The 22,024-nt window shown below is 52.9% G+C and carries 23 protein-coding genes; 12 read left to right on the top strand and 11 right to left on the bottom strand.

Going from position 1 to position 22,024, the window contains the following annotated elements; all coding sequences use genetic code 11:
- Positions 1-15: 15 nt before the first annotated feature.
- Entirely contained in the window at positions 16-735 is a 720-nt protein-coding gene (fadR, locus tag GFC06_RS14230) for a fatty acid metabolism transcriptional regulator FadR (protein WP_016153370.1), read from the bottom strand.
- A gap of 236 nt (positions 736-971) precedes the next feature.
- On the opposite strand from fadR, the gene nhaB reads away from it, so the two are divergent.
- From nhaB to GFC06_RS14215, 3 genes are all read left to right on the top strand, one after another.
- Entirely contained in the window at positions 972-2,516 is a 1,545-nt protein-coding gene (gene nhaB, locus GFC06_RS14225) for a Na(+)/H(+) antiporter NhaB (RefSeq protein WP_047502172.1), read from the top strand.
- 141 nt (positions 2,517-2,657) lie between these two features.
- The gene (gene dsbB / locus GFC06_RS14220; RefSeq protein WP_049282152.1) at positions 2,658-3,188 is read left to right on the top strand and encodes a disulfide bond formation protein DsbB; all 531 of its coding nucleotides are present in this window, start codon (positions 2,658-2,660) and stop codon (positions 3,186-3,188) included.
- 110 nt (positions 3,189-3,298) lie between these two features.
- Complete coding sequence (locus tag GFC06_RS14215; RefSeq protein WP_016153372.1) at positions 3,299-3,640, top strand: DUF1971 domain-containing protein; 342 nt, start codon at positions 3,299-3,301, stop codon at positions 3,638-3,640.
- A gap of 29 nt (positions 3,641-3,669) precedes the next feature.
- Here the strand turns inward: GFC06_RS14215 and GFC06_RS14210 are convergent, their stop codons facing one another.
- The 3 genes from GFC06_RS14210 to GFC06_RS14200 all read right to left on the bottom strand — a co-directional run bounded on the left by GFC06_RS14210 (position 3,670) and on the right by GFC06_RS14200 (position 5,231).
- Positions 3,670-4,116, bottom strand: a complete 447-nt coding sequence (locus tag GFC06_RS14210) for a YcgN family cysteine cluster protein (protein WP_016153373.1) — start codon at positions 4,114-4,116, stop codon at positions 3,670-3,672.
- Positions 4,117-4,208: 92 nt separating this feature from the next.
- Complete coding sequence (locus tag GFC06_RS14205) at positions 4,209-4,868, bottom strand: fumarylacetoacetate hydrolase family protein (protein ID WP_016156786.1); 660 nt, start codon at positions 4,866-4,868, stop codon at positions 4,209-4,211.
- A 69-nt stretch (positions 4,869-4,937) separates the two neighbouring features.
- The gene (locus tag GFC06_RS14200; RefSeq protein WP_153690282.1) at positions 4,938-5,231 is read right to left on the bottom strand and encodes a YcgL domain-containing protein; all 294 of its coding nucleotides are present in this window, start codon (positions 5,229-5,231) and stop codon (positions 4,938-4,940) included.
- 126 nt (positions 5,232-5,357) lie between these two features.
- Here GFC06_RS14200 and minC point away from each other — a divergent pair, with 126 nt between their 5' ends.
- The 3 genes from minC to minE are packed head-to-tail and all read left to right on the top strand — an operon-like array spanning position 5,358 to position 7,171.
- A complete protein-coding gene (minC, locus tag GFC06_RS14195; RefSeq protein ID WP_049282151.1) occupies positions 5,358-6,065 on the top strand; it encodes a septum site-determining protein MinC in 708 nt (235 codons plus the stop codon).
- Between the two features lie 23 nt (positions 6,066-6,088).
- On the top strand, positions 6,089-6,901 hold the full coding sequence (minD, locus tag GFC06_RS14190; RefSeq protein WP_003020956.1) for a septum site-determining protein MinD: 813 nt from the start codon (positions 6,089-6,091) through the stop codon (positions 6,899-6,901).
- 3 nt (positions 6,902-6,904) lie between these two features.
- Entirely contained in the window at positions 6,905-7,171 is a 267-nt protein-coding gene (gene minE, locus GFC06_RS14185; protein ID WP_001185666.1) for a cell division topological specificity factor MinE, read from the top strand.
- A gap of 85 nt (positions 7,172-7,256) precedes the next feature.
- Here minE and GFC06_RS14180 read toward each other — a convergent pair whose 3' ends face one another.
- Positions 7,257-8,174 (bottom strand): LysR family transcriptional regulator, encoded by a 918-nt coding sequence (locus GFC06_RS14180; RefSeq protein WP_016153377.1) that lies wholly within the window; start codon positions 8,172-8,174, stop codon positions 7,257-7,259.
- 103 nt (positions 8,175-8,277) lie between these two features.
- Between GFC06_RS14180 and GFC06_RS14175 the strand changes: the two genes are divergently transcribed.
- From GFC06_RS14175 to GFC06_RS14160, 4 genes are all read left to right on the top strand, one after another.
- Positions 8,278-9,360: a tartrate dehydrogenase gene (locus GFC06_RS14175; protein ID WP_153690281.1), complete on the top strand. Its 1,083-nt coding sequence runs from the start codon at positions 8,278-8,280 to the stop codon at positions 9,358-9,360.
- A 255-nt stretch (positions 9,361-9,615) separates the two neighbouring features.
- The gene (locus GFC06_RS14170; RefSeq protein ID WP_103928304.1) at positions 9,616-11,217 is read left to right on the top strand and encodes a BCCT family transporter; all 1,602 of its coding nucleotides are present in this window, start codon (positions 9,616-9,618) and stop codon (positions 11,215-11,217) included.
- Between the two features lie 45 nt (positions 11,218-11,262).
- A complete protein-coding gene (yeaW, locus tag GFC06_RS14165; RefSeq protein ID WP_003833746.1) occupies positions 11,263-12,387 on the top strand; it encodes a carnitine monooxygenase, oxygenase subunit YeaW in 1,125 nt (374 codons plus the stop codon).
- Between the two features lie 70 nt (positions 12,388-12,457).
- A complete protein-coding gene (locus GFC06_RS14160; RefSeq protein WP_153690280.1) occupies positions 12,458-13,423 on the top strand; it encodes a PDR/VanB family oxidoreductase in 966 nt (321 codons plus the stop codon).
- Positions 13,424-13,472: 49 nt separating this feature from the next.
- On the opposite strand, the gene rnd is transcribed toward GFC06_RS14160, so the two are convergent.
- The 5 genes from rnd to GFC06_RS14135 all read right to left on the bottom strand — a co-directional run bounded on the left by rnd (position 13,473) and on the right by GFC06_RS14135 (position 19,906).
- A complete protein-coding gene (rnd, locus tag GFC06_RS14155; RefSeq protein WP_153690742.1) occupies positions 13,473-14,588 on the bottom strand; it encodes a ribonuclease D in 1,116 nt (371 codons plus the stop codon).
- An 84-nt stretch (positions 14,589-14,672) separates the two neighbouring features.
- Positions 14,673-16,358 (bottom strand): long-chain-fatty-acid--CoA ligase FadD, encoded by a 1,686-nt coding sequence (gene fadD / locus GFC06_RS14150; RefSeq protein ID WP_141875278.1) that lies wholly within the window; start codon positions 16,356-16,358, stop codon positions 14,673-14,675.
- A gap of 204 nt (positions 16,359-16,562) precedes the next feature.
- Positions 16,563-17,147, bottom strand: coding sequence for a Slp family lipoprotein (locus GFC06_RS14145; protein WP_153690279.1), 585 nt, complete (start codon positions 17,145-17,147; stop codon positions 16,563-16,565).
- Between the two features lie 94 nt (positions 17,148-17,241).
- The gene (tsaB, locus tag GFC06_RS14140) at positions 17,242-17,937 is read right to left on the bottom strand and encodes a tRNA (adenosine(37)-N6)-threonylcarbamoyltransferase complex dimerization subunit type 1 TsaB (RefSeq protein WP_094761103.1); all 696 of its coding nucleotides are present in this window, start codon (positions 17,935-17,937) and stop codon (positions 17,242-17,244) included.
- Positions 17,938-17,995: 58 nt separating this feature from the next.
- On the bottom strand, positions 17,996-19,906 hold the full coding sequence (locus GFC06_RS14135; protein WP_141875280.1) for an ATP-dependent DNA helicase: 1,911 nt from the start codon (positions 19,904-19,906) through the stop codon (positions 17,996-17,998).
- A gap of 141 nt (positions 19,907-20,047) precedes the next feature.
- On the opposite strand from GFC06_RS14135, the gene GFC06_RS14130 reads away from it, so the two are divergent.
- On the top strand, positions 20,048-20,392 hold the full coding sequence (locus GFC06_RS14130) for a RidA family protein (protein ID WP_016153387.1): 345 nt from the start codon (positions 20,048-20,050) through the stop codon (positions 20,390-20,392).
- 6 nt (positions 20,393-20,398) lie between these two features.
- Here GFC06_RS14130 and GFC06_RS14125 read toward each other — a convergent pair whose 3' ends face one another.
- The gene (locus GFC06_RS14125; RefSeq protein ID WP_016153388.1) at positions 20,399-20,578 is read right to left on the bottom strand and encodes a YoaH family protein; all 180 of its coding nucleotides are present in this window, start codon (positions 20,576-20,578) and stop codon (positions 20,399-20,401) included.
- Positions 20,579-20,661: 83 nt separating this feature from the next.
- Between GFC06_RS14125 and pabB the strand changes: the two genes are divergently transcribed.
- Positions 20,662-22,023, top strand: a complete 1,362-nt coding sequence (gene pabB / locus GFC06_RS14120; protein ID WP_194831196.1) for an aminodeoxychorismate synthase component 1 — start codon at positions 20,662-20,664, stop codon at positions 22,021-22,023.
- The last annotated feature ends 1 nt before the right edge of the window (position 22,024 follow it).

The following is a 22,024-nucleotide window of genomic DNA, read 5'->3' as shown; positions in this document are numbered from 1 at the left end:
CCGGATAAGCTGCGATTAGCGCCCCTGAATAGCTAAATCGCCCGGCAGGTTTTTCTGCATACGATGCCAAATTTCGCCGCTGTCGTGACCATAGCGACGCACCGTTTCATATACCTGCTCATGAGCACCCTGATCACAAAGTTCTGATAGCTTACGGTAAAAGCTCAGCGCCAGTGCGCGGGCTTCCGGATTGGCGAAATAATGGCGGCCAATGCGGGTATATAATCCCTTCATTCCATTGAGGATCAAACCGTAAATCGGATTGCCAGAGGCAAATGCCAGACCGCGGAAAATGTTATAGTCCAGATCGGCGAACGCATCAGCATGGTCGGCCACCTGATTTGCCGTTGCCAGAACCTCCTGCGCTTTATCAGGATGCTGGCGAAACGCGGTACGAACAAAGATCGTCGAGATGTTGGTACGCACGGACAGCAGATTATCAATAAGCTGTGGCACGCTCTCGTGATCGAGACGCGCCAGCGTTTCAAGGATATTTAGCCCGGAGGTTTCCCAGAAGTTATTCACCTTCGTCGGCTTGCCGTGTTGAATGGTCAACCAGCCGTCCCGCGCCAGACGCTGTAATACCTCGCGTAACGTGGTACGTGTCACTCCAATCAGTTCAGAGAGTTCACGTTCAGCAGGCAAAATAGTGCCAGGTGGGAAGCGGTTATTCCAGATACTTTCAATGATGTACTCTTCCGCGAACCCAGCCGGGCTTTGCGCCTTAATGACCATAGTGATAATTCCATTACACAGCAAAACATAGTTACAGTTATCATACCAGACGGGCTACATGGCTGATAGCTGACGCAATGAAGAAAAAGTGGATCAAGGCTTCATTTTCCAGATTACGCTGAAGCACAGCCAGCCTTGTCCGTCGCGTGAATAGCTTGCCTGTACTCCCTCCTCCCGCTAAGCTTTGCGGTCAAACATAAAAACATGATTTCATTTTTAAAGGTAGGGAAATCACCATGGAGCTATCATGGGGCCGCGCTATGTGGCGCAATTTTTTAGGTCAATCACCTGACTGGTACAAACTTGCACTACTCGTATTCTTAGTCGTTAACCCGGTTATATTTTTCATCAATCCCTTTATTGCGGGCTGGCTGTTGGTAGCCGAGTTCATTTTTACGCTGGCGATGGCGTTAAAATGTTACCCGCTGCTACCAGGCGGGCTGCTAGCCATCGAGGCGGTCATCATCGGCATGACCAGCGCCACACATGTGCGTGAAGAGGTTGCCGCTAACCTTGAGGTGCTATTGCTGCTGATGTTTATGGTGGCTGGCATCTACTTTATGAAGCAGTTGCTGCTGTTTATTTTCACCCGCCTACTGCTTACGATTCGCTCCAAGATGCTGCTGTCGCTGGCATTTTGCGTTGCCGCCGCCTTCCTTTCTGCATTCCTGGATGCGCTGACAGTCGTTGCCGTGGTAATCAGCGTAGCGGTTGGTTTTTATGGTATTTACCATCGCTTCGCCTCTTCCCGCACGGAAGACAACAATATGCTCGATGACAGCCATATCGATCAGCACAATAAGATCGTACTGGAGCAGTTCCGTGGTTTTCTGCGCAGCCTGATGATGCATGCGGGTGTCGGTACAGCGTTAGGCGGCGTAATGACTATGGTCGGCGAACCGCAAAACCTGATTATCGCCAAAGCGGCTGGCTGGCATTTTGGTGACTTTTTCCTGCGCATGTCGCCGGTTACCGTCCCGGTGCTGATTTGCGGCCTGTTAACCTGCATGCTGGTTGAGAAATTGCGCTGGTTTGGCTATGGCGAAACGCTGCCGGAGACCGTCCGCGATGTCCTGCAACAGTTTGACGATCAAAGCCGTCAGCAGCGTACTCGTCAGGAAAAAATCAAACTGATTATCCAGGCGATTATCGGTATCTGGCTGGTGGTTGCCCTGGCCCTGCATCTGGCGGAAGTCGGATTAATCGGTCTGTCCGTCATTATCCTGGCCACGTCGTTGACCGGCGTTACTGACGAACACGCGATTGGTAAAGCGTTTACCGAGTCGCTGCCTTTCACCGCCCTGCTAACCGTGTTCTTCTCTATCGTTGCGGTGATTATCGATCAACAGCTCTTTTCACCGATTATTCAGTTTGTTTTGCAGTCCTCTGAACATGCTCAACTGACGCTGTTCTATCTCTTTAACGGCCTGCTGTCTTCTATCTCTGATAACGTGTTTGTCGGCACCATCTACATTAACGAAGCCAAAGCCGCGTTGGAACATGGGACCATCAGCCTTAACCAATTTGAGCTGTTAGCGGTGGCGATCAATACCGGGACTAACCTGCCTTCCGTTGCTACGCCAAACGGCCAGGCGGCATTCCTGTTCCTGCTGACCTCCGCGCTGGCACCATTGATTCGACTCTCTTATGGTCGCATGGTGTGGATGGCTCTGCCTTATACTCTCGTCCTGACGCTGGTTGGTCTGCTTTGCGTCGAGTTCACGCTTGTACCGGTGACTGAGTGGATGACCCAGGCGGGCTGGTTAGCTACACTTTCATAACAATTTACCGGGCAAATCACTGCCCGGTTTGACTTTTTGCATGATAATTATCCGATTACTCAAATTTTCAATTCCTGCTAGTGGCGCATAAATTGAATTGGTTTAAACTGCGCTCTCTACGCATGTTGCAGGGAAATTATTATGTTGCGATTTTTAAACCAGTGCTCCCGAGGTCGTGGTGCATGGTTATTGTTGGCGTTAACCGCCTTTGCGCTGGAGCTTGTCGCGCTGTGGTTCCAGCACGTCATGCTGCTAAAACCTTGCGTGTTGTGTATTTACGAACGTAGCGCATTATTTGGCGTGATGGGCGCGGGGCTGGTGGGGGCTATCGCACCAAAAACGCCGCTGCGCTATGTGGCGATGATTATCTGGATTTACAGTGCCTGGCGCGGACTGCAGTTAGCGTATGAGCACACCATGATTCAGTTGCACCCATCACCGTTTATGACCTGTGATTTTGCCGCACGCTTCCCGAGCTGGCTGCCGCTGGACAAATGGCTGCCGCAGGTGTTTTTAGCATCCGGTGACTGTGCTGAACGCCAGTGGTCTTTTTTAACCCTGGAAATGCCACAGTGGCTGTTGGGGATCTTCGCCGCTTACCTGGTGGTCGCCGTGCTGGTAGTCCTAGCACAGCCGTTTAAACCGAAAAAACGTGACCTCTTCGGTCGCTAACAGAGACGCTCCTTCGGGAGCGTTTTTTTTGCCTTAAATTCATTGCCTGCTGGCATCTATAAGATGTATATTAGATACATCTTATAGATGCCACACCAAGGAGATGTCTGATGTCCCATTTACGCATCCCGGCAAACTGGAAAGTAAAACGCTCTACTCCCTTCTTTACCAAAGACAACGTCCCGGCAGCACTTCTTTCTCACCATAACACCGCAGCAGGCGTGTTTGGACAGCTCTGCGTGATGGAAGGTACGGTAACGTATTATGGCTTTGCCAATGAAGACGCAAAAGAACCTGAAGTAAAAGTGGTGATTAATGCCGGTCAGTTCGCAACCAGCCCACCGCAGTACTGGCATCGCGTTGAATTAAGCGACGATGCGCAATTCAACATTAACTTCTGGGTGGAAGATGACAACCACTCCGATGAGATGTATCAGGCGAAAAAGTCTTAACCCTTAACGCCTGCTAATCGATGGGCGGCTCAGTCCGCCCATGAAGGTTTGTTCAGGATATGATCCTGCCAGTCACGCACTTCCGACTCTTTCACCGCAATATGACGAACTGAGATACGTTCACCGTGCATCGCCGCTTTTGATCCTGTCAGCAACGGGTGCCACTCCGGCAGCCCTTTTCCTTCTGCGAGCAGACGATAAGCGCAGGTCATCGGCAACCATTCAAAAGTCGGCAGATTATCACGCGTCAGTTTGATGCAGTCAGGCTCGTACTCGAATCGACGTTCGTAATTACGACACTGGCAGGTTTTAATGTTGAGCTGACGACAGGCGACGTTGGTAAAGTAGATTTCGTCAGTGTCTTCATCCATCAGCTTATGCAGGCAGCATTGACCGCACCCGTCACATAATGACTCCCACTCGGCATCGGTCATTTCATCAAGGGTTTTACTTTGCCAGAAAGGTATGTCGCTCATCAGGGTTTCCGCTATTGCAATAAAGCTGCACCTTATAACCAGTCTGGCACGCTGATGCAAGTTTTGCCGCCCGAAAAGGCGGCAAGCAGAGATTACAGCACGCGGGTTGTTAGCGTTTGACCGTGAAAACTGATGGCCAGTTCGTCGCCGCTGCTTAAAGGTCCCACGCCTGCTGGCGTTCCCGTTAGCACCACATCGCCCGCTTTGAGGGTAAAGAAACGGCTCATATAAGCAATCAAGGGAACGATGTGATGGATCATGTCCGCCGTGGAGCCGTGCTGGCGAGTTTCACCGTTGACCGTTAATCCAAGCATCGTATCCTGCGGGTCGCCGTTAAACTCCGCCACCGGAATAAATCCAGACAGCGGGCAAGAATTATCAAAACCCTTCGCTTTTTCCCATGGCTGCCCCGCTTTCTTCATTTTGCCCTGAATATCGCGCAGGGTCAGATCCAGCGCGACACCATAACCGGCGATGGCTTTGCGCACATGATCTTCTGTCGCTTGCCGCAGGGTCGCGCCAATCAGCACAGCCAGCTCAACTTCATGGTGGACAGACCCCATATCAGATGGGATCACCAGCGGCTGGCGCAAATCGCACAGCGCGGTTTCCGGTTTAATAAACAGAACCGGTTCTTCCGGGGTGGTTCCGCCCATCTCTTTAATATGGTTGGCATAGTTACTCCCTACGCAAACCACCTTACTCACCGGATAATCCAGCAGAGCACCATGCCAGTTGTGATGTTGATACATTACTTTCCCCTAACGTAGTCATAGATTTCAGGTACTGCATCGATGGAACGTGCTGCTGCCGGATGCAGTTTAACGTTTAGCGTCTGGTGTATTTTGTTTTGCCGCTGCCAGATGCTGTTTAAGTAAATCTTCTGGCGGCGGGGGTATTTGTAAATAATAGCCCTGCTCGGTCATGGCCTGTTTTACTTTTTCAAGATCGGCATTAACTAATTTTTTTCGCCCATCAAGCGGTAACATCATTGCCAGCGTCGGCTGACCAAATCCTCTCATCAGTTCTTCAGGAACGCGCGAGAAATCGTCTTTTTTTTCGACATATAAATAGGTCTGGTCACGTTTGCTGCTTCGGTAGATCACACAAAACATATCTTTTACTCTGAATTCACGGAATGGTGGCTTGCCTCAATATAATACTGACTATAACATGCCTTATAGTCTTCGGAATATCACCCCGCGCTGGGGATGATAAATAGCAAATTGAGTAAGGCCAGGATGTCAAACACGCCAATCGAGCTTAAAGGCAGTAGCTTCACCTTATCAGTGGTTCATTTACATGAAGCAGAACCCGAGGTTATTCGTCAGGCGTTGGAAGACAAAATCGCGCAGGCACCGGCTTTTTTAAAACATGCTCCAGTGGTGGTTAACGTGAGTGGTCTTGAAAGCCCGGTAAACTGGTCAGCGCTGCAGAAAGTTGTCGCGTCTACCGGATTGCGCATTATTGGCGTTAGCGGATGCAAAGACGCCAGACTAAAGGCAGAAATCGACGAAATGGGTCTTCCTTTACTGACTGAAGGTAAAGAAAAAGCTATTCGCCCTGCGCCTGTTGAGGTCCCGGCTCCCGTCGCTTTGCCGCAAAACGTTACTCCCATCACAAAAACACGATTAATAAATGTGCCGGTTCGTTCCGGTCAGCGCATTTATGCTCCACAATGTGATCTGATTGTTACAAGCCACGTCAGTGCGGGCGCAGAGCTTATCGCTGATGGCAATATTCATGTTTATGGAATGATGAGAGGCCGTGCGCTGGCAGGTGCAAGCGGCGATCGTGAAGCGCAAATTTTTTGTACCCATCTGACGGCAGAACTGGTGTCTATCGCAGGTGTTTATTGGCTGAGTGATAAAATCCCAGCAGAATTTTATGGCAAAGCGGCCCGTCTGCAATTAGCAGAGAACGCTTTGACAGTTCAACCGTTGAATTGATCCCTTTTTAACAAGGAATTTCTATGGCACGCATTATTGTTGTTACTTCGGGTAAAGGGGGCGTTGGCAAAACCACCTCCAGCGCGGCCATCGCTACAGGTTTGGCCCAGAAGGGAAAGAAAACTGTCGTTATTGATTTTGATATCGGCCTGCGTAACCTCGATCTGATTATGGGTTGTGAACGCCGCGTCGTTTACGACTTCGTCAACGTTATTCAGGGCGATGCGTCGTTAAATCAGGCGTTAATCAAAGATAAGCGTACCGAAAATCTCTTTATTCTTCCGGCCTCACAGACTCGCGATAAAGACGCGCTGACGCGTGAAGGCGTCGCGAAAGTTCTGGACGACCTGAAAACGATGGAATTCGATTTCATCGTCTGCGACTCCCCAGCGGGTATTGAAACCGGCGCGCTGATGGCCCTGTATTTTGCCGATGAAGCGATTATCACCACTAACCCGGAAGTCTCCTCTGTACGTGACTCTGACCGTATTCTGGGTATTCTGGCGTCGAAATCTCGTCGTGCGGAAAACGGTGAAGATCCGATTAAAGAGCATTTGTTGCTGACGCGCTACAACCCCGGCCGCGTAAATAAAGGTGACATGCTGAGCATGGAAGACGTACTGGAAATTCTGCGAATCAAGCTGGTTGGCGTGATTCCTGAAGATCAGTCAGTCCTGCGCGCGTCTAACCAGGGTGAGCCGGTTATTCTCGACATCAATGCTGATGCCGGTAAAGCCTATGCTGATACCGTAGACCGTCTGTTGGGAGAAGAACGTCCTTTCCGCTTCATTGAAGAAGAGAAGAAAGGTTTCCTCAAACGCCTGTTCGGAGGATAAGTTATGGCATTACTGGATTTTTTTCTCTCGCGGAAAAAGAGCACAGCGAACATCGCTAAAGAGCGACTGCAGATTATTGTTGCGGAACGTCGTCGTAGTGACGCCGAGCCACATTATTTACCGCAACTGAGGAAAGATATTCTCGAGGTTATCTGCAAGTATGTACAAATTGATCCCGAAATGGTCACCGTACAGCTTGAACAAAAAGACGGCGATATTTCTATCCTCGAACTTAACGTGACATTACCTGAAGCTGAAGAGTCTAAATAACGGCTTTGCTCAGTGAGTTATAGTTGCAAAAAAGGCAGATTATTCTGCCTTTTTTATTTTCAGTTTCTTGCCAGCTGTTGCGGATTTATTCCAAAGTAAACTTTGGATAGTTTTCGGCAAAATAGCGGCGCAAATACTCAACCGTAATACGGATTTTTGCCGACGTCGCCAGCCGAGAAACATAAACCGCCCATATATTTGCTGGTTGATAATACTCGGGTAATACGTGTACCAGATGTCCACCGGCAATGTTGTCGCAAACGTCCCACCACGAACGCAGGGCAATTCCCTGCCCATCAAGACACCACTGATGTACCACTTCGCCATGATTAGACGACAGAGGCCCCGTAACTTTAATTGAGTGAGCGCCCTCTTTATTACGCATTTGCCAGATGCCAAACGGATGGTCGCGCTCTTTGATAACCAGACAAGGAAAAGTGGAGAGATCGTTGAGTTGCTTCGGCGTCCCGTGCTGCGCCACAAATTCCGGCGAGGCGCACAGAATACGGTAGTTAGTCGCCAGCTTGCGGGCAATCAGGTTCGGCGCGATATCATCCCCGATACGAATATCAAGATCGACGCCCTCATTCACCATATCCACCAGGCGGTCTTCAACATCGAACCTCAGTTCTAACTGCGGGTACGCTTTTGCCAGTGCAGACAGCGCCGGAGCCACCACCCGACGGCCAAAACCAAAGCTACTAATAATGCGTAGCATCCCCTGCGGGATCTGCCTGGCATCAGACAACTCGTCCATCATCTGATCGACATCCTGCAGGATCCGCTGCGCCCATTCGTAGATCCGCTCCCCCTCTTCCGTGATGGTTACACGCCGCGTTGTCCGGTGCAGCAGCACCACGTTCAGTGTCTGCTCCAGCAGGGCTACTCGCTTACTGATAAAAGCCGGTGATACACCCAGTTCCTCGGCAACGGCGGCAAATCCTGCCCGACGGGCAACCAGCATAAAGACGCGTAAATCATTTAGCAGCGGCAGATTATTCATGATCTGTGTTTTATGTTTCACCAGTTAGGGGGATTAACTATTAATCAGTCAATTATAGGATAAGGGGAAAGTCAATTTTGATGGCGTACAAGTGAGAGCTGCTATGAAGAAAACCTGTCGTATTGCCGCTATCCCCGGAGATGGCATTGGTAAAGAAGTGCTGCCTGAAGGCATTCATGTGTTACAGGCAGCCGCCGAGCGTTGGGGGTTGTCGCTCAGCTTTGAGCAAATGGAATGGGCGAGCTGCGAGTACTACACCCATCACGGTAAAATGATGCCGGATGACTGGCATGAGCAGTTGCAATCCTTTGATGCTATCTATTTTGGCGCCGTTGGCTGGCCGGACACCGTACCGGACCACATCTCTTTATGGGGCTCGCTGCTTAAGTTTCGCCGCGAATTCGACCAGTACGTCAACCTGCGTCCGGTACGCCTGTTTCCGGGAGTCCCTTGCCCACTGGCGGGCAAGCAGCCAGGCGACATTGATTTCTACGTCGTACGCGAGAACACCGAGGGAGAATACTCTTCTCTCGGCGGACGCGTGAGTGAAGGGACGGAACACGAGGTGGTTATCCAGGAGTCGGTCTTCACCCGTCGCGGCGTAGATCGTATATTGCGTTACGCCTTCGAGCTGGCGCAAAACCGCCCGCGCAAAACCCTGACCTCGGCGACCAAATCCAATGGTCTGGCCATCAGCATGCCTTACTGGGACGAGCGTGTTGAAGCAATGGCGGCTAACTATCCTGAGATCCGTTGGGATAAACAGCATATCGATATATTGTGCGCCCGCTTTGTGATGCAGCCGGAGCGCTTTGACGTTGTGGTTGCTTCCAACCTGTTCGGCGACATCCTCTCCGATCTGGGTCCGGCCTGTACCGGGACGATTGGCATCGCGCCTTCTGCCAACTTAAACCCGGAACGCACCTTCCCGTCCCTGTTCGAGCCGGTGCATGGTTCGGCCCCCGATATTTACGGAAAAAACATCGCCAACCCGATTGCCACTATCTGGGCTGGCGCCATGATGCTGGACTTCCTTGGCAAGGGTGATGCCAACTATAAGGCTGCCCACGACGGTATTCTGGCGGCAATTGAGCACGTTATTGCCAGTGGCCCGAAAACGCCGGATATGAAAGGCTGCGCCACCACGCAACAGATGGGAGAAGCCATCTGTCAGGCACTACGTTAGAGGTCAAACCACGAAATATGAGCCGCGTCACTGACGCGGCTTTTTTATGCGTTTTGTGGAGCCAATAACCTGCGCTAATTCACCTTTTATTATTTCCGTTCCGTGTTTTATTGCTTCACGCATCGGGCAATTGTTTAATTCATGTAAAGAACAAATAATAAAATTGTTAAATGCAAAGTAACTCATTCTACCCCTACAGCATGATAACAACGACAGGCTAATGCCATACGCGGGCAACTGTGCCCAGGAGATCCCATGTTGAGCAACGTCAAGAAAAAAGACATGCCGCTGATAGCCATCAGCCTGGTGGCTATTCTTTTCATCGCCGCCACACTTAGTCTCTTCCCTCAGCAGTCTGCACAAGTCGCAAATACCCTTTTTAACGGCGTTACCCGGATGCTGGGTTCCGCCGTGCAGATCCTCGTTCTGATGGCTATGGGTCTGGTCGTCTGGCTGGCTACCAGCAAATACGGCAACATCCGTCTGGGAGAAGGTAAAGCGGAATACAGCACGCTCTCCTGGCTGTTTATGTTTATATGCGCCGGATTAGGCTCCTCCACGCTCTACTGGGGCGTTGCTGAGTGGGCCTATTATTACCAGACCCCGGGTCTGAATATCGCGCCGCACTCGCAAAAAGCGCTGGAATACAGCCTGCCCTACTCCTTTTTCCATTGGGGGATCAGCGCATGGGCGACCTACACGTTGGCCTCATTAACCATGGCCTACCACTTCCATGTGCGTAAAAACAAAGGACTGAGCCTGTCCGGGATTATCGCCGCCATTACCGGCGTGCATCCGCAGGGCGTCTGGGGTCGCCTGGTTGACCTGATGTTCCTGATCGCGACAGTTGGCGCGTTAACCATCTCTCTGGTCGTCACCGCCGCCACCTTTACCCGCGGTTTGTCTGCCCTGACGGGGTTACCGGATAACTTCACGGTGCAGGCGTTTGTGATCCTGTTCTCTGGCGGCATTTTCTGCCTGAGCTCCTGGATTGGCATCAATAACGGTTTGCAACGTCTGAGCAAAATGGTCGGCTGGGGGGCATTTTTACTGCCGCTGCTGGTGCTGATCGTCGGCCCGACCGAGTTCATCACCAACAACATCATCAACGCCATCGGCCTGACGACACAAAATTTTTTGCAAATGAGCCTCTTCACCGACCCGCTTGGCAACGGTGAGTTCACCCGTAACTGGACGGTGTTCTACTGGCTGTGGTGGATCTCCTACACGCCGGGCGTGGCAATGTTTGTCACTCGCGTATCCCGTGGTCGCAAAATCAAAGAGGTTATCTGGGCATTAATCCTCGGTAGCACTGTTGGCTGCTGGTTCTTCTTTGGCGTGATGGAAAGCTACTCCATTCACCAGTTTGTGAACGGTGTGATCGACGTACCGCAGGTTATGGCGACGCTGGGTGGTGAGACAGCCGTACAGCAAGTGTTGATGTCGTTGCCTGCCGGGAAACTGTTTCTGGTGGCGTATCTGGCGATCATGATTATATTCCTCGCCTCACACATGGATGCTGTGGCCTACACCATGGCGGCCACCAGCACACGCAACCTGCAGGAAGGGGAAGATCCGCAGCGCAGTCTTCGTCTGTTCTGGTGCGTGGTTATCACCCTGATCCCATTATCGATTTTGTTCACCGGCGCGTCCCTGGAAACCATGAAGACCACGGTGGTTCTGACCGCTCTTCCATTCCTCGCCATCCTGTTGGTGAAGGTTGGCGGTTTTCTGCGCTGGGTACGGCAGGACTATGCCCACGTTCCTGCGCATCAAATTGAAAGTCATCTTCCCGAAGTGCCAGTTGACGTCCCGGTCGCGCCACCGGCCGGGACACTACTCAAAGGCGACAATTAAGCGCCAGTACAAAAATCCTCATACTCACAAATTAAAGGTATTCCAATGAGCAATCTGAGCCCTGAGTTTATTCTGCCGCAAAATTTCTGTGCCAACCCGCAGGATGCCTGGACTATCCCGGCCCGGTTTTATACCGACCATCAGGCTTTCGAACACGAACAAGAAAAGGTGTTCGCTAAAAGCTGGATTTGCGTCGCCCACAGTAGCGAACTGGCGAAACCCAATGATTATGTTACCCGAGAAGTGATTGGCGAGAATATCGTGCTGGTACGTGGTCGCGATAACGTGCTGCGGGCCTTCTACAACGTCTGCCCGCATCGCGGTCATCAGCTGTTGAGCGGCGAGGGGAAAGCGAAAAATGTGATTACCTGCCCTTACCACGCATGGGCGTTCAAACTTGACGGCAATCTGGCGCATGCGCGTAACTGCGAAAACGTCGCCAACTTCGACAGCGAAAAAGCGCACCTTACACCGGTACGCCTAGAAGAATATGCCGGATTCGTGTTTATAAACATGGATCCGAATGCGGGCAGCGTGGAAGAACAACTCCCTGGTCTTGCGGACAAAGTTATCGAAGCCTGCCCAGACGTGCATGACCTGAAACTTGCTGCGCGCTTTACGACTCGTACCCCAGCCAACTGGAAGAATATTGTCGATAACTATCTGGAGTGCTACCACTGCGGTCCGGCCCATCCAGGTTTTTCCGACTCGGTCCAGGTTGACCGTTACTGGCATACCATGCACGGTAACTGGACGCTGCAATACGGTTTCGCCAAACCTTCAGAGCAGTCATTTAAGTTCGAAGAAGGGGTTGATGCCGCTTTCCACGGTTTCTGGCTGTGGCCGTGCACCATGCTCAACGTGACGCCAATCAAAGGTATGATGACCGTTATCTACGAATTCCCGGTAGATGCGGAAACCACGCTGCAAAACTATGACATCTATTTCACCAACGAAGAGCTGACCGAAGAGCAGAAACAACTGATCGAATGGTATCGCAACGTCTTTCGTCCTGAAGATTTACGTCTGGTTGAAAGCGTACAAAAAGGGCTGAAATCGCGCGGGTATCGCGGCCAGGGACGCATTATGGCGGACACCAGCGGCAGCGGCATCTCCGAGCATGGCATTGCCCATTTTCATAATCTGGTCGCCCAGGTTTTTCAGGAATAACCCGGGGCTTTTACGACAGGTTCCGGCGCGTCGCTGAGCCGCGTCGGACAGATTTATTAGGGAGGCCGCAATGTCTGATTATCAAATGCAAGAAGTCCGGGTCAGCCGGATTGAGACGATTACCGCGCAGGTAAAATGCTTCACTTTAACGGCGACCTCAGGCCAGCCGTTGCCTGCGTTTCAGGGTGGCAGCCATATTATCGTGCAGATGCACGATGGCGAGAACCTGTACAGCAATGCGTACTCGCTGATGAGTTCACCACGCGATACGCGCGCCTATAAAATTGCCGTACGCCTGGAGGAAGCGTCCAAAGGCGGCTCACGATACCTGCATCAAAACGTGAAGCCCGGCGACACGCTCACGATCTCCACACCAAATAATCTCTTCGCCCTCGCCCCTCAGGCGCAAAAACATCTGTTGATTGCCGGAGGTATCGGCATCACACCGTTTTTATCGCAACTCCCGGAGCTGGAACAATCTCAGATGCAATGGCAACTGCACTATTGCTCTCCCAGCCAGGAGACCTGCGCGTTTCATGACGAACTCATGCAACACCCCAGCGCCGATCGCATTCATCTGCACCTGTCGAACGCAGGCACCCGCCTCGATTTAGCCCGTCTGCTGGCAGATGTTGAACCCGGCACGCATATCTATACCTGTGGCCCTGCGGTGCTCAACGATGCTGTCAGAGAAGCGGCTTCCCGCCTTGGGCTGGACAGCAATACGCTACATTTCGAACAATTTGCCGTGGAAGAGAAAGGCGGCGACGCCTTCACCCTGGTGCTGGCGCGTTCCGGGCGCGAGTTTGTGGTCCCGGAAGAGATGACCATTTTGCAGGTTATCGAAAATAACAAAGCCGCCCGGGTTGAGTGCCTGTGCCGGGAAGGTGTTTGCGGCACCTGCGAAACGACGATTCTCGAAGGGGAAGCGGATCACCGCGATCAGTATTTCAGCGACGACGAAAAAGCCAGCCAGCAAAGCATGCTCATCTGCTGCTCGCGCGCCAAAGGTAAGCGCCTGGTGCTCGATCTGTAGCGTTGCGCAGGCCGGGTCAGCAAACGCGCGACCCGGCGAGCCTGGTGACTTACTGCGGGTATTCCTGCAGCAGCGCGTTGAGGCGATCGGACATCAATTCGCCACGCCAGCCGGAAACCAGCTCTGGCAGGGATTGCTGCGGCTTTAATTTCCAGAGCCAGTTGAGCAACTGGTTGATCTGGCGACGCGAAGCAAGAAGTTCGACGCTGAGATTATGTTCCGCACTCACCTCGGCAACCAGCGCTTTGATGGCTTTGAACGCCTTGCGATACTCTGGCATATCCATCAAATTCAGCAGCGGCTGCGGCAGCGACTCTTCCGGTAAAGCCTGGGCCTTTTCTACCAGGGCGATCAGCGTTTTACCGTGGAAACGAATTTCACTCCCGGAAAGACCCAGGCTATCCAGTTCACCCAGGCTGCCCGGCATATAACGCGCCACCGCCCACAGGTGCTCTTCACGCACCACGAAGTTTACCGCCAGATCGCGCTCGCGTGCTTTACGCAGCCGCCAGTCGGCAAGCAGTTGCAGGCAGGCTAGCTGACGGGTGCGCAGTTGCCATGCGTTGGTGATGTCACGCCAGGCGTCTTCTGGCGCCAGAATCTCCTGGCGACGCTGCTGCATTAAGCGGCATTCGTCCAGCGCAGCTGGCAGCCAGCCGCTGGCTTCGGTTTCAGCCATCAGTTTTGTGGTGATCGGTAACAGATACCAGACGTCAGCCGCCGCGTATTCGCACTGACGCTCGGTCAGCGGTCTGGCCAGCCAGTCGGTACGCGATTCGCTTTTGTCGAGCGCCACCCCCGTAAACTCTTCCACCATCGAGGCGAAGCCCCACGACAGCGGACGACCGCAAAACGCAGCCAGGATTTGTGTGTCAATTAACGGCTGCGGAAGTTCGCCAAAAGCGTTGAGAAACACTTCCAGGTCTTCACTTCCCGCATGCAGGAATTTGGTGATGGCGGTATCACGCAGAATATCGCGCAGGGGCGACCAGTCGGTGATCCCTAGTGGATCAATCAGAGCAACGTGTTTGCCATCAAAGAGTTGGATCAGCCCCAACTGCGGATAATAGGTACGTGTGCGAACAAATTCGGTATCCAGGGCTATCGCCGGAAATTCACGGACGGCTTCGCACAGCGTGGCTAACGCGTCGTCCGTGGTGATCATTTGATAATTCAAATCGTGCTCTCTTAGGTTTGCGCCAAAAAAAACGCCGGTTTACCCGGCGTTTTCTGCTGGCTGACTTAACGCTCAGCCTTTATTGTCCACTTTGGCGCGCGCTTCGTCACGTAATTCTCGTCGCAAAATTTTACCGACGTTAGATTTCGGCAACTCGTCGCGAAACTCCACCAGCTTCGGTACTTTATAGCCCGTCAGGTGACGACGGCAGAAAGTGATAAGCACCTCATCAGTTAACGAGGCATCTTTCTTCACCACGAAAATTTTCACCGCTTCACCGCTGCTGCCCGACGGAACGCCGACCGCAGCCACTTCCTGTACGCCAGGATGTTGCATAACCACGTCTTCAATTTCATTTGGATAGACGTTGAAGCCGGACACCAGGATCATATCTTTCTTACGATCGACAATACGCAGGAAGCCTTCATCATCCATCACCGCAATATCGCCGGTGTGCAGCCAGCCGTCTTTAACGATTTCGTCGGTGGCGTCTGGTCGCTGCCAGTAGCCCAGCATCACTTGCGGACCTTTCACGCACAGTTCGCCCGGTTCTCCCGGCGGCACTTCGTTATCGTCGTCATCCACCAGTTTGACCTCGGTGGAAGGAACCGGTAACCCGATACTGCCGCTGTGGTAGTCGATATCATGAGGGTTGACGCTCACCAGAGGGGCACACTCCGTCAGGCCATAGCCTTCCAGCAGATACTGACCGGTCAGCTTTACCCAACGTTCAGCTACCGCCTGTTGAACCGGCATCCCGCCGCCAGCCGAAAGGTGCAGTGACGAGAAGTCCAGTTGTTGGAACTCTTTGTTATTCAGCAGCGCGTTAAACAGCGTGTTGACGCCGGTCATGGCGGTGAACGGATACTTCGCCAGCTCTTTTACCAGTCCCGGAATATCACGCGGGTTGGTAATCAGCAGGTTTTGACCGCCCAGCTCAATAAACAGCAGGCAGTTCATCGTCAGTGCAAAAATGTGATACAGCGGTAGGGCCGTCACCACCAGTTCTTTACCCGGATGCAGCAACGGGCCATAAGTGGCGTTAACCTGCTCAAGGTTAGCCAGCATGTTACGGTGCGTAAGCATCGCGCCCTTCGCCACACCGGTAGTCCCCCCGGTATATTGCAGGAACGCCAGATCTTCCGACACCACTTCGGGTTTCACATACTGCATGCGATAACCGTTTTGCAGCGCGCTACGAAAAGAGATGGCATCCGGCAGGTGATATTTCGGCACCAGACGCTTGATATACTTGACGACAAAGTTAACCAACGTCCCTTTGGCGGTCGACAGCTGATCGCCCATACGCGTCAGGATCACGTGTTGCACCGACGTTTTGTCGACGACTTTTTCCAGCGTGTGGGCAAAGTTAGACACGATGACAATCGCCGACGCGCCGCTGTCGTTGAGCTGATGTTCCAGCTCGCGAGGCGTGTACAGCGGGTTCACGTTCACGACGATCATGCCGGCACGTAAAATCCCAAACAGTGCGACCGGATATTGCAGCAGGTTCGGCATCATCAGCGCGACGCGATCGCCCTTCTTCAGCCCGAGTCCCTGTTGCAAATAGGCCGCAAATGCCCGGCTACGCTCTTCAAGCTTGCGGAAGGTCATCACCTCCCCCATGTTTACAAACGCGGGCTGATCGGCATACCGTCTTACTGAGTGTTCAAAGAGTTCCACCAGGGATTGATAACGGTCAGGATTGATCTCCGCAGGAACACCAGCGGGATAACGGTTAAGCCAAACCTTTTTCAATACATCACCTCTAAAATGCGTATTCGTCGTCATCACAACCCCAGGTAATAAACAAACTGTTAACATAATATTAACTCAGCGTACCAGTTTGTTTATTACACAACGACAAGGTTGCGAAGCACGTCACTATTTATTTTTCTTATATCCACGTTAATGCAGAAACAGCGGACGAGCCGCTGTTTCTTTTACTCATAAAACAAAGAGTTACTCAGTTACTATGGTCTGAACCTGTGCCGGGCCGGGATTGTACCATCCCCATCCGCCGTAGCCACCGTAAGGCCAGCCACGCGCACCGTAGAACCAGGGGTCGATCGGCTGAGGCGGCATAACAATTTGCTGAGTAATATGCCAGCGTTTATAGCCAGTTACCTGCATCAGCATGAATTTATACGGTGTATTACCGATTTTTCCATCCATAGTACCGCTAATCGGACCGACGACGGTAACCAGTTGACCGCGGAAGTCCACCGGGTCGAGGAAACCATTTACATCAGCATAAATTCGCCCGCGGGAGGCTTCGCCCAGCACCGGTCGCGCCCCACTATCAAGAGGAACAGTGGCAATTTCCAGACGGGATTTCCCCTGCTGGTTCTGAATATCCACAACTTTACCGCCGAAACGCGCTTCCTGTCCGACATACAGCTGCGGGGCATTCATAACCCGCACCAGATCCTGCTGCGGCGTAGGGCTCGAACCTTTAATCGCGTCCGGGATGGTGACACAACCGCTAAGCATTAACGCGAATGCGCCCGCCAACAGACCTTTCAATAACTGCTTTTGCACCGCCATATTGCGACTCCCTTTTCTTAGCTTCTGCCCCGACCAATTCACCATGCTGCGCACTGACGGCTGTGCGAATTAACCGGGGATGTACTACTAAGATTCATTCTTTACCGGGAAGTTTCTTCCATGCCACGGTGTTACGTAAATAAACCGGTTCCGCATGTTCAACCGCCACGGTCTTACCGGCAGCCAGCATTTGCGTGGCAACAGGCAGCATATCTTCAGCCGCCGGAAGCAAAACGTCGCCATCGCTCAGCGTCAGACCGCTGTCTTTACCGAGCTCAGGCCAGGCAGGCCAGCCTGTTCCGACCGTTACCCACTCGCCAGACAGTTGCAGTAAACGCGCATGCACCTGCTCGGGGGTTAGCACCGCTTCGGTTTCTTCACCGTGCCAGTTGCCGTGCTCATCACGCAGGTATTCGGCCCAATAGACTTCGCCCATTCGCGCGTCGATCGCAGCCAGTACGCGGGTCGCGCCCGACTTACGCCAGGCTCCCTGCGCCATTGTTGCCAGGGTGGAAACGCCGATCATCGGTAAATTCGCGCCTAACGCCAGCCCCTGAGCAATGCCAATCCCAATACGTACACCGGTGAAACTGCCAGGACCGCGACCAAACGCCAGAGCGTCGATATCGGTTAACGTGAGATCGCCAGCGGCCAGGATTTCCTCGACCATTGGTAAAATTCGTTGGGTGTGTTCTCGTGGGCAAAGCTCGAAATGAGCCTTGGTAGTACCGTCATTCCACAGGGCAACAGAGCACGCCTCTGTGGCGGTATCGATAGCCAGAATTCGCATGGGTGTTTGTGATCAGGTCAATAAATTTGGCGCGCATCTTACCACACTCCGTAACAAATTACTCAGTCGTTGGTATGGCAAGAAAACGAACAGCGCGAGCAATATCACGCGTCCGCGGCGCAGGCGGAAGGCTTGCCAGGAAAGTGGCACCATAAGGTCGCATCACCAGACGGTTGTCGCAAATCACCAGCACCCCGCGGTCGTCGGCGTCACGAATCAGACGCCCCACGCCCTGTTTCAGGGTGATTACCGCATCCGGCAACTGAACGTCTTCAAACGGATCGCCGCCGCGCAAACGGCAGTCCTCCATCCGCGCTTTTAACAGCGGATCGTCCGGCGAGGTGAACGGCAGTTTATCAATAATCACCAGCGACAACGTATCGCCACGCACGTCCACCCCTTCCCAGAAGCTGCTGGTGGCAACCAGTAACGCATTACCTGCGCTGACAAACTGCTGTAACAGTTGCCCTTTACTGGTTTCGCCCTGCAGCAGCACGGGAAGGGTCATGGTGGCGCGGAATTGTTCAGCCAGATCGCGCATCATCGCGTGCGAGGTACACAGCATAAAGCAGCGACCGTTGTTCGCTTCGATAATGGGACGCAGCATGGATGCCAGCTGACGCGCCGCTCCCGGTTGGTTGGTTTGCGGGAGATTACGCGGCACGCACAGCAGCGCCTGGCGGGTGAAATCAAATGGACTTGGCAGCAGCATCGACTCGGCATCTTCAATACCCAGCCGCGCGGTGAAATGATGAAGGTCATCGTTTACCGACAGCGTCGCGGAGGTAAAAATCCAGCAGCCCGGCTTCTGTTCCATCACTTCTTTGAATTTATCCGCCACCGTGAGCGGCGTCAGCGCAAGGGTGAAATGGCGCGAGGTGCATTCATACCAGTAGCTGAAACCTGGCTGGTTGATCTCTTTCAGGCGCTTCAGACGAGTACGGTAAAGCGTGGCACGTTCAAACGCGGCATCCAGCAAGGCGGAACGTCCGAGAGACAGTTTCGCCACGTCGTAACACAGCTCCAGCGTGTCATCGAGCAACAAAAACGCGCGCTGCACGCGCGGGTCGGCCAGCAGTTCCCGCAAGTTTCCTCGATAGCCCGGCTCGCCCAACTGCAGACGGAAGTCCTGCGCGCTTTGCGCCAGCCGGTCGGCGCATTTTTGAAGCTGCTGAGTGTCTTTCAGCTCGGTGCGATAGGCAATGGTGATGTCTTTCGCCAGATCCAGCAGTTGGCGACTGGAGAGCGATTGACCAAAATACTGGCTGGCGATATCCGGTAACTGATGCGCTTCATCGAAGATCATCACTTCAGCTTCCGGGATCAGCTCGCCAAACCCACTCTCTTTCACCACCATATCAGCGAGAAACAGATGGTGGTTTACCACGACGACATCCGCATCCATCGCCTTCTTGCGCGCTTTAACGACAAAGCACTCTTTGTACAGCGGGCAGTCGCTCCCAAGGCAATTATCATTTGTGCTCGTCACCAGCGGCCAGGCCTGAGAGTCTTCCGCCACGCTGACGCAGGTGCTGATGTCACCATCAAGGGTTTGATTTGACCAGGAGCGTAGCAGAATGACGTCACTTAAAGTCTGTACCGGCAGGTCACCGCCCGCCAGCGCCTGTTGTTCGAGACGCTCAAGACACAGATAGTTTGAACGCCCTTTCAGTAGCGCCAGTTTACCCGTGAATTCCAGAGCCTTCGCTACTGTGGGTAAATCGCGGCTGTATAGCTGATCCTGCAACGCCTTCGAGCCCGTGGAGACGATCACTTTCTTTCCGGCACGCAGCGCGGGGGCAAGATAAGCGTAGGTTTTACCTGTTCCTGTTCCGGCTTCGACAACAAGCGGCTGTGATTTTTCGATAGCATGGCTGACGGCGAAGGCCATCTGCCGCTGTGGTTCACGCGGTTTAAAACCGGGTATCGCTTTAGCCAACTGACCGTCTGCTGCAAAATCGTCCGTCACACTGCCCCCTGTTCATTTGAACAGGGATTATGTCAGGCCAGCGGCTCTTTCGCCAGTTGAAGAGGTGACGTGGACACAACATTATGGCAGTCTTGGCGCAACCCGAAGCCATTATGAAAAAACGTAAATGAGGAATGATTTATGACGATTGTGCGCATTGATGCCGAAGCGCGTTGGTCCGACGTGGTTATCCACAACAACACGTTGTATTACACCGGCGTACCGGAAAATCTGGATGCCGACGCCTTTGAGCAAACGGCAAATACGCTGGCGCAAATTGATGCGGTGCTGGAAAAACAGGGCAGCAGCAAGTCACGTATTCTTGATGCCACCCTGTTCCTGGCGGACAAAAATGATTTTGCCGCCATGAACAAAGCCTGGGACGCATGGGTTGTTGCTGGTCACGCGCCGGTACGTTGTACCGTTCAGGCCGGGTTAATGAACCCGAAATACAAAGTTGAAATTAAGATTATCGCTGCGGTATAAGCGGCGTTATTCGTCTTCATCTTCAAAACGCGCCACGATCCGCTCGCCGGTATGGCTGGCGCGTAATTCAGCAGCCACTTTCGTAATCGCCTCGCCACTGCTCATCCCCTGGGATATCAGTTCATGAATGCGTTCAACCGCCTGTTGCTGCTGATCGTGCGTGAGTGAAGGTAAACCTGCAATCATGGTGAACTCCTGCTAAATTATTAGCGCTAATTATTTCATGCTACCCGGCACATAGCCAGTGAAGTAGCAACGAGTCAGGACTGATGAAGACGTTATCTCCCGCTGTAATCACACTCCCCTGGCGTCTGGACGCCGCTGAGCACTATTTTGCCACATTAAGCCACCAGCCCTGGGCAATGCTTTTGCATTCGGGCCATGCCGACCATCCGCATAATCGCTTTGATATTCTGGTCGCCGACCCCATTACCACGCTGGTCACACATGCAGAAGAGACCGTTGTGCATGACCATCACGGCACTATGCAAACGGTTGATGATCCTATGACGGTTTTACGTTCGGCGCTGACATCGCTGACTATTCAGCCCGATTATAATCCCGATTTTCCCTTCCAGGGAGGCGCATTGGGTCTGTTCGGTTATGACTTAGGCCGTCGTTTTGAATCTCTGCCAACGGAAGCCGAACAGGATATCACGCTACCGGACATGGCGGTTGGCATTTACGATTGGGCGCTGATTGTCGATCATCAGTTGCAAAGGGTGTCGCTACTTAGCCACTCCGATGTACAGGCACGACGCCGTTGGCTGGAAAGTCAACAGATACCCGTGCGCGAACCGTTTTCGTTAACATCCTCGTGGCAGTCCAACATGACCCGCGAGCAGTATGGTGAAAGGTTCCGTCAGGTGCAGCGTTATCTGCACAGCGGCGATTGCTATCAGGTCAATCTTGCCCAGCGCTTTCAGGCGCATTATCAAGGAGATGAGTGGTTGGCGTTTGTACGTCTCAACCATGCGAACCGCGCCCCGTTCAGTGCGTTTATACGTCTTGAGGAGGGGGCGATTCTCAGCCTTTCACCTGAGCGTTTTATTCTGCTGGAAAACCAGCACATCCAGACGCGTCCGATTAAAGGCACGCTGCCCAGACTTGAAGATGCCGATGCCGATCGTCTGCAGGCTCAATCACTGGCGAACTCCCCAAAGGATCAGGCGGAAAACCTGATGATCGTCGATTTAATGCGTAATGATATCGGCCGCGTTGCCGAACCCGGTTCGGTACAGGTTCCGGAACTGTTCGTTGTCGAACCGTTCCCTGCCGTTCATCATTTGGTCAGCACCATTACCGCGCGTCTGCCAGAATCATTGCACGCCACTGACCTGCTGCGCGCCGCCTTCCCCGGCGGCTCTATTACCGGTGCGCCAAAAGTGCGGGCAATGGAAATTATTGACGAACTGGAACCGCAAAGACGCAACGCCTGGTGCGGTAGCATTGGCTATCTGAGCTTTTGCGGCAATATGGATACCAGCATCACCATTCGCACGCTGACAGCCACCAACGGACGCATTTATTGTTCCGCTGGCGGTGGCATTGTGGCGGACAGCCAGGAAGATGCGGAGTATCAGGAAACGTTTGATAAAGTGAATCGTATTTTGCACCAACTGGAGAACTGAC

Source organism: Citrobacter braakii (assembly GCF_009648935.1).
GTDB classification, from domain to species: Bacteria; Pseudomonadota; Gammaproteobacteria; order Enterobacterales; family Enterobacteriaceae; genus Citrobacter; species Citrobacter braakii.
Note: the sequence above shows the minus strand (reverse complement) of the source record. Positions and strands in the feature narration are given on the sequence as shown.

What these genes read in the sequence shown, in the direction of transcription:
- GFC06_RS14180 (WP_016153377.1), bottom strand. Translation starts at nt 8,174, where the DNA reads ATGAATAATCTGCCGCTGCTAAATGATTTACGCGTCTTTATGCTGGTT.
- rnd (WP_153690742.1), bottom strand. Translation starts at nt 14,588, where the DNA reads ATGATCACCACGGACGACGCGTTAGCCACGCTGTGCGAAGCCGTCCGT.
- GFC06_RS14210 (WP_016153373.1), bottom strand. Translation starts at nt 4,116, where the DNA reads ATGAGCGACATACCTTTCTGGCAAAGTAAAACCCTTGATGAAATGACC.
- GFC06_RS14205 (WP_016156786.1), bottom strand. Translation starts at nt 4,868, where the DNA reads ATGTATCAACATCACAACTGGCATGGTGCTCTGCTGGATTATCCGGTG.
- GFC06_RS14125 (WP_016153388.1), bottom strand. Translation starts at nt 20,578, where the DNA reads ATGATTGCAGGTTTACCTTCACTCACGCACGATCAGCAGCAACAGGCG.
- GFC06_RS14160 (WP_153690280.1), top strand. Translation starts at nt 12,458, where the DNA reads ATGTCTGATTATCAAATGCAAGAAGTCCGGGTCAGCCGGATTGAGACG.
- dsbB (WP_049282152.1), top strand. Translation starts at nt 2,658, where the DNA reads ATGTTGCGATTTTTAAACCAGTGCTCCCGAGGTCGTGGTGCATGGTTA.
- GFC06_RS14130 (WP_016153387.1), top strand. Translation starts at nt 20,048, where the DNA reads ATGACGATTGTGCGCATTGATGCCGAAGCGCGTTGGTCCGACGTGGTT.
- GFC06_RS14145 (WP_153690279.1), bottom strand. Translation starts at nt 17,147, where the DNA reads ATGGCGGTGCAAAAGCAGTTATTGAAAGGTCTGTTGGCGGGCGCATTC.
- minE (WP_001185666.1), top strand. Translation starts at nt 6,905, where the DNA reads ATGGCATTACTGGATTTTTTTCTCTCGCGGAAAAAGAGCACAGCGAAC.
- tsaB (WP_094761103.1), bottom strand. Translation starts at nt 17,937, where the DNA reads ATGCGAATTCTGGCTATCGATACCGCCACAGAGGCGTGCTCTGTTGCC.
- minD (WP_003020956.1), top strand. Translation starts at nt 6,089, where the DNA reads ATGGCACGCATTATTGTTGTTACTTCGGGTAAAGGGGGCGTTGGCAAA.
- pabB (WP_194831196.1), top strand. Translation starts at nt 20,662, where the DNA reads ATGAAGACGTTATCTCCCGCTGTAATCACACTCCCCTGGCGTCTGGAC.
- minC (WP_049282151.1), top strand. Translation starts at nt 5,358, where the DNA reads ATGTCAAACACGCCAATCGAGCTTAAAGGCAGTAGCTTCACCTTATCA.
- GFC06_RS14175 (WP_153690281.1), top strand. Translation starts at nt 8,278, where the DNA reads ATGAAGAAAACCTGTCGTATTGCCGCTATCCCCGGAGATGGCATTGGT.
- GFC06_RS14200 (WP_153690282.1), bottom strand. Translation starts at nt 5,231, where the DNA reads ATGTTTTGTGTGATCTACCGAAGCAGCAAACGTGACCAGACCTATTTA.
- fadR (WP_016153370.1), bottom strand. Translation starts at nt 735, where the DNA reads ATGGTCATTAAGGCGCAAAGCCCGGCTGGGTTCGCGGAAGAGTACATC.
- GFC06_RS14215 (WP_016153372.1), top strand. Translation starts at nt 3,299, where the DNA reads ATGTCCCATTTACGCATCCCGGCAAACTGGAAAGTAAAACGCTCTACT.
- nhaB (WP_047502172.1), top strand. Translation starts at nt 972, where the DNA reads ATGGAGCTATCATGGGGCCGCGCTATGTGGCGCAATTTTTTAGGTCAA.
- GFC06_RS14170 (WP_103928304.1), top strand. Translation starts at nt 9,616, where the DNA reads ATGTTGAGCAACGTCAAGAAAAAAGACATGCCGCTGATAGCCATCAGC.
- yeaW (WP_003833746.1), top strand. Translation starts at nt 11,263, where the DNA reads ATGAGCAATCTGAGCCCTGAGTTTATTCTGCCGCAAAATTTCTGTGCC.